We start from the raw sequence: 4,782 nt of genomic DNA on the forward strand, positions 1-4,782 counted from the left end.
CCTTTGACGAAGTCGAACAGCTCCAGGGTCTGCTCGTCGACCGAGGACAGGAAGCTTTTGTGCACCAACGGGAAGTGGTAGGCGTCGGTGGTGTTTTCCAGCTGGATCTTCCAGTTGCCGGGGAAGCGGAAGCGGTGCTCGCCGGGGACCTTGATGCCGTAGCCGGCGCCTTGCTTCATGAACAAGTCCATCCACTTTTTCGCTGCGCCGAGGAAGTCTTCGAGCGGTTCGATGTCGTCCTTGAAGGTGGCGAAGACCATGCCGGCGTAGCGCTCGACGCGCAGGCTGACCAGTGGCAGCTCGGCCTTGTCCAGGCAGTCGCCGTAGCTTTCCGGGTGGGGGATGCCGCGCAGCGAGCCGTCGAGGGCGTAGCCCCAGCCGTGGTAGGGGCAGACGAAGCTGTTGGTCTTGCCCTTCTTGTGCTCGCAGACCGTGGCGCCGCGGTGGCGGCAGCGGTTGAGCAGCACGTTGATGGCCTTTTTGCGGTCACGCACGACGATCACCGGCTGTTTGCCGATGAAGGTGGTCTTGTAGCTGCCGGGCTCGGGGACTTCGCTCTCGTGGGCGACCCAGATCCAGGTGCTGTGGAAGATCTTCTGCAGTTCGGCGTCGAACAGGGCCGAGTCGGTGTAGAGGGAGGTGTGGACACGGTCGGGCTGGACCAGCTCGGCCGGGTCGACCGTCAGGTTGACGGCGGGGATCAGGTTGCTCACGGTATCGTCCTCGACTCAGGCGCGCTGGATGATCAGTTCGCGGCCGACACGGGCCTCGACCTTGGCGTAGCGCCACAGCTTGTACGGCCCGTCGCCCACCGCCGTGCAGCGGAACAGGTTGCAGGCAGCGTGCACGGTCTCGATGTCCGGTACGTCGGCCAGCAGGTAGGTGGTCCAGGGGAAGCCGTCGGACGGGCCGACCATGCCTTGGTCATCGTCCATGTTGCCCAGCACGTTCACCCCGGCCAGGTCGTGAATGCCATTCCACATCGCGCTGAAGGCGGCCCACACCTGCAGCTGCTCCTCACGGGGGGCATTGAAGAAGTTCTGGTTGATGCCCATGCAGAACAGCACACGCAACGCTTTCTTATCGCTCATGACAAAATTCCCGAAAGTTACAGGTAGCCCGGAAGGGGCTGTTTACCGAAGAACATCGCACCGGCGTTCTGGTACGTGACGTCGCCCATGAAGGCGTGCTGGGTCACCACCTGCGCATCGTTGACGCAGCGGGCCAGCGGGCTTTCGTTGTAGATGCCGGTCATGCCCGAGAGCATCTGCGCACTGCGCGCCACTTCAGCGGCCACGCGGGCGGCATGGGTGGAGGACAGGCGCAACAGGTTGGTGACGTCGACCGGTACTGGGTCGCCCGCCAGTACGTGCTCCCAGGCACGTTCGATGGACTCGTAGAAGAACGCGCGCGCCGAGCGCAGCGCCGCCTCGGCCTTGGCCACATCGACCTGGGCCAGCGGCCGGTCGGCCAGTGCCGGGGCGCCGGTCACCGAGATGCGCCCACTGGCCATGCCTGACAGTTCGTCCAATGCAGCTCGGGCGATGCCCAGCCCGACCACCGAGAGCACCTGGGTGGCGAACGACAGCGATGGGTAACGGAAGAACGGCTCGTCCAGGTTGGGCTTGCCGCCGCGCACGAAGGTCCACTGCTCGCCCACCACCACGTCCTCGACCACCAGGTCGTGACTGCCGGTGCCGAGCAGGCCGACGGTGTCCCAGGTTTCTTCGATGCGCGCCTGCTGGCGCGGCATCACGGCCAGGCGCGGCAGGTCGAGCTTGTCGCCATTGCGCGGGGCAATCCCGACACCCACGATGTCCGCGCCCATGGACCCGCTGGAGTACTTCCAGCGGCCGTTGACCTTGAAGCCTCCAGGCACGATCTCGGCCGGTTGTGGCGGGAAGATGCCTCCGGCAAATACCGTGTCGGGGCTGTTGCCGTAGATCTCGGCGATGGTCTCCAACGGCAGCGCCGCCAGGTACACGGGGCTCATGCCGAAGCTGGCCACCCAGCCGGCGGAGCCGTCTGCATGGGAGATGCGTTCGATCATTTCACAGAAGGCCCCCGGCGAGCACTCAAGCCCACCAAAGCGCTTAGGCACCAAGGCGCGGTACACGCCATGGGCCTTGAACGCGTCAATCACATCGCGGGATATGTAGCGCTGGCGGTCGAACTCACCGAGGCGAGCACGATCACGAACACCGTCAAGCAAGGCCTCGAAAGCAGGGCCAGAGGCGAGCGCCGACACAGGCGCGGCACGCAGGCAAAGCGAATCCATGGACATTCTCCGTCTCAGGCGCGGTTTTTGTACTGATGCTTGTGGGGGGCGTTGGCTGGGCTCGTGGAAGGCAAGCACTGGCCATACAGAGGGGCGAAGGCAGGTTCGGGCGGCATGGTCTGTCTCTCTTGTTTTAGGTGCCGGTGACAAATATTTGCGGCGATTTACGTGAATTGTCAATTGAATTTTCACGCTAAAACAGGAGAAAAATTTACCTATCCCTAACGGATAAACCCTCTAAAAATTGGCTATCTACATGATTTAAATGGATTTATACGACTTCATAAACCGGTTTCAACGCGCCTAAAAAAACTAACGACCCGCGCCGATATCACGAAAAATTTTTAGCGCCTTTTTCACATGATTTCGGACAGAAAAAAACGCGTGTACGATGGCCTGGCATGGAGCGCGACAACGCCGGCCACCCACGCCGAGCACACAAAAAAAACAAGCCAACGCCCCACCAGGATGGATGGGGACACGCCAATGCCTGCCGTGATTACCCCCGAGGTCGAGGTCATGCCCACGCGCCATATCGATCTGCAGGACCACCGCCTGCGCTACCTGCACCTGAGCCATGACAAGGGCTCCATGCGCGCCGCTGCCGAAGTGCTCGGCGTCGCCACCTCATCGGTCAGCCGGCAGATCGCCCGGCTAGAAGAAGAACTGGGCATCGAACTGGTGCGCCCCGGCACCCACCGCATCAGCCTGACTGCCGCGGGCGAGGCTGCCGTGGACTACTACATCGAACGCATTCGCCAACACGCGCTGCTGGTCGACCGGCTGGACGAATTGCGAAGCCGCCAGCAAGCCTCGACGGTGATCGCCATCGGCGAAGGCCTGCTGGGGGCCCGGGCGATCAATTCGTTGCAGGGCTTTTTGCACGCGCACAATGCGCACAAGGCCGAGATCATCAGCGCCCCGTCATTGGAGGTGCAGCGCATGGTGATGAACGACGAGGCGCACCTCGGCGTGGTCTTTGCGCCTAACGCATCGGCCCGCCTGACGCGCCTGTTCAGCCTGGCGCAGCCATTGCGGATGATTGTTCACCGTGACAGCCGGATGGCCGAGCGCTCCACGGTCAGCCTCGCCGAAGTGGCCCGCGAATCACTGGTGCTGCCCGGCGCCAACTTCCGCGTGCGGGAGCTGGCGGATGCCGCCTGCAAGGACCAGCCGTTCGCCATCGTGCCCACCCTCACCTCCAACTCCCTGGCGGTGATTCTGGACTTCGTTCGGTCGGGGCTGGGCGCCACCTTGCTGGCCGAACTGCCGATCATCGACGAGCTCAAGAACGGCACCTTCAAGGCCCTGGCCATCGATTGCGAGGCGATGAACGCGACCGATATCCAGATTGTTACGCGCCGTGGGCGAACCTTGGATGGGATGAGCCGAGAATTGGCGACGGAGATGGCCAAGGCGGTGCGGATGGCGTTGTGATTTGTGCATAGGGGCCGGTGGGGTTTGCCTTGGTGTTTGCCTTGGGAGATGCAGCGCCTATGAGATCGAGCGCCGCCCGCGCGGCGCTTCGCAGCACAAGGCTGCTCCTACAGGTGAGACGGGCGCAAAGGGGGCGCGCGCCCATGTCACAGGAATAATTGGCCCGAAACAGATGAAGGAGCAGCCTTGTGCTGCGAAGCGCCGCGCGGGCGGCGCTCGATGTCCGCCCCCACAAAAAAACTACGCCGAACGCATAGCCACCCCCATTGCAAAAAACGCAACAACATTGATCCCCCCTGTCATTGAGCCCCACCCCCCTGCCCTTTAGCGTTGCTCCCATAAGAAAACGCCCCATAGGTGACCCCCGTGAGCAACCTGATCCCCGCCGTCAACCTGACGGTCGACCCGGCCGAGCTGGTCCAGCCCGACCGTGTCCACACCTCCCTCTACACCGACCCGGCCCTGTTCGACGCCGAACTGCAGAAGATCTTCCACAGCACCTGGATCTGGGTCGCCCACGAGAGCGAAGTCCCCGAGCCCGGCAGCTACAAAACCACCTTCATCGGCAAACAGCCGGTGATCGTCGTGCGTGACCGCAAAAAAGCCATCAACGTGCTGCTCAACCGCTGCCGCCACCGCGGCGCCACCGTCTGTGAGCACAAGAAGGGCAAGACCAACAGCTTCGTTTGCCCCTACCACGGCTGGGGCTACGCCCTCGATGGCTCGCTGCGCGGCATTCCCCACCCGGAAAGCTACGGCGACTGCCTGGACAAGGCCGAGCTGCCACTGGTCAGCCTGCGTGTCGAGAGCTACGCCGGCATGGTCTTCGCCACCTTCAAGGACGACATCGAACCGCTCGAAGACTTCCTCGGCGCAGCGAAGAAGTGGATGGACCTGTTCATGAAGCAAGGCGCCGGCTACGGCATCAAGGTCCCCGGCGAGCACCGCTTCCGCTTCCCCGGCAACTGGAAAATCCAGCTGGAAAACACCACCGACGCCTACCACTTCCCGTTGGTGCACAAAAGCTTCCTGTCCTCGGTCGACGAGCAGACCCTGGAGCTGTTCGA

General features: G+C 62.9%; 5 protein-coding genes. 2 read left to right on the forward strand and 3 right to left on the reverse strand.

Features of this window, described 5'->3' with window-relative positions:
- The 3 genes from QOS90_RS27430 to iacA all read right to left on the reverse strand — a co-directional run.
- Positions 1-713, reverse strand: a 713-nt coding sequence (locus QOS90_RS27430; RefSeq protein WP_283600579.1) for an aromatic ring-hydroxylating oxygenase subunit alpha, incomplete at its 3' end; no start/stop codon positions are given.
- A 15-nt stretch (positions 714-728) separates the two neighbouring features.
- Positions 729-1,091: an IacB protein gene (locus tag QOS90_RS27435; RefSeq protein WP_085274411.1), complete on the reverse strand. Its 363-nt coding sequence runs from the start codon at positions 1,089-1,091 to the stop codon at positions 729-731.
- Positions 1,092-1,108: 17 nt separating this feature from the next.
- On the reverse strand, positions 1,109-2,278 hold the full coding sequence (gene iacA, locus QOS90_RS27440; protein WP_085274412.1) for an indole-3-acetate monooxygenase: 1,170 nt from the start codon (positions 2,276-2,278) through the stop codon (positions 1,109-1,111).
- Positions 2,279-2,764: 486 nt separating this feature from the next.
- Here iacA and QOS90_RS27445 point away from each other — a divergent pair, with 486 nt between their 5' ends.
- Complete coding sequence (locus tag QOS90_RS27445) at positions 2,765-3,715, forward strand: LysR family transcriptional regulator (RefSeq protein ID WP_225876706.1); 951 nt, start codon at positions 2,765-2,767, stop codon at positions 3,713-3,715.
- 366 nt (positions 3,716-4,081) lie between these two features.
- A partial coding sequence (locus QOS90_RS27450; RefSeq protein WP_283600580.1) for an aromatic ring-hydroxylating oxygenase subunit alpha occupies positions 4,082-4,782 on the forward strand: 701 nt, incomplete at its 3' end.

It is taken from the genome of Pseudomonas sp. LAIL14HWK12:I10, from assembly GCF_900184205.1.
Taxonomy (GTDB): domain Bacteria; phylum Pseudomonadota; class Gammaproteobacteria; order Pseudomonadales; family Pseudomonadaceae; genus Aquipseudomonas; species Aquipseudomonas kermanshahensis.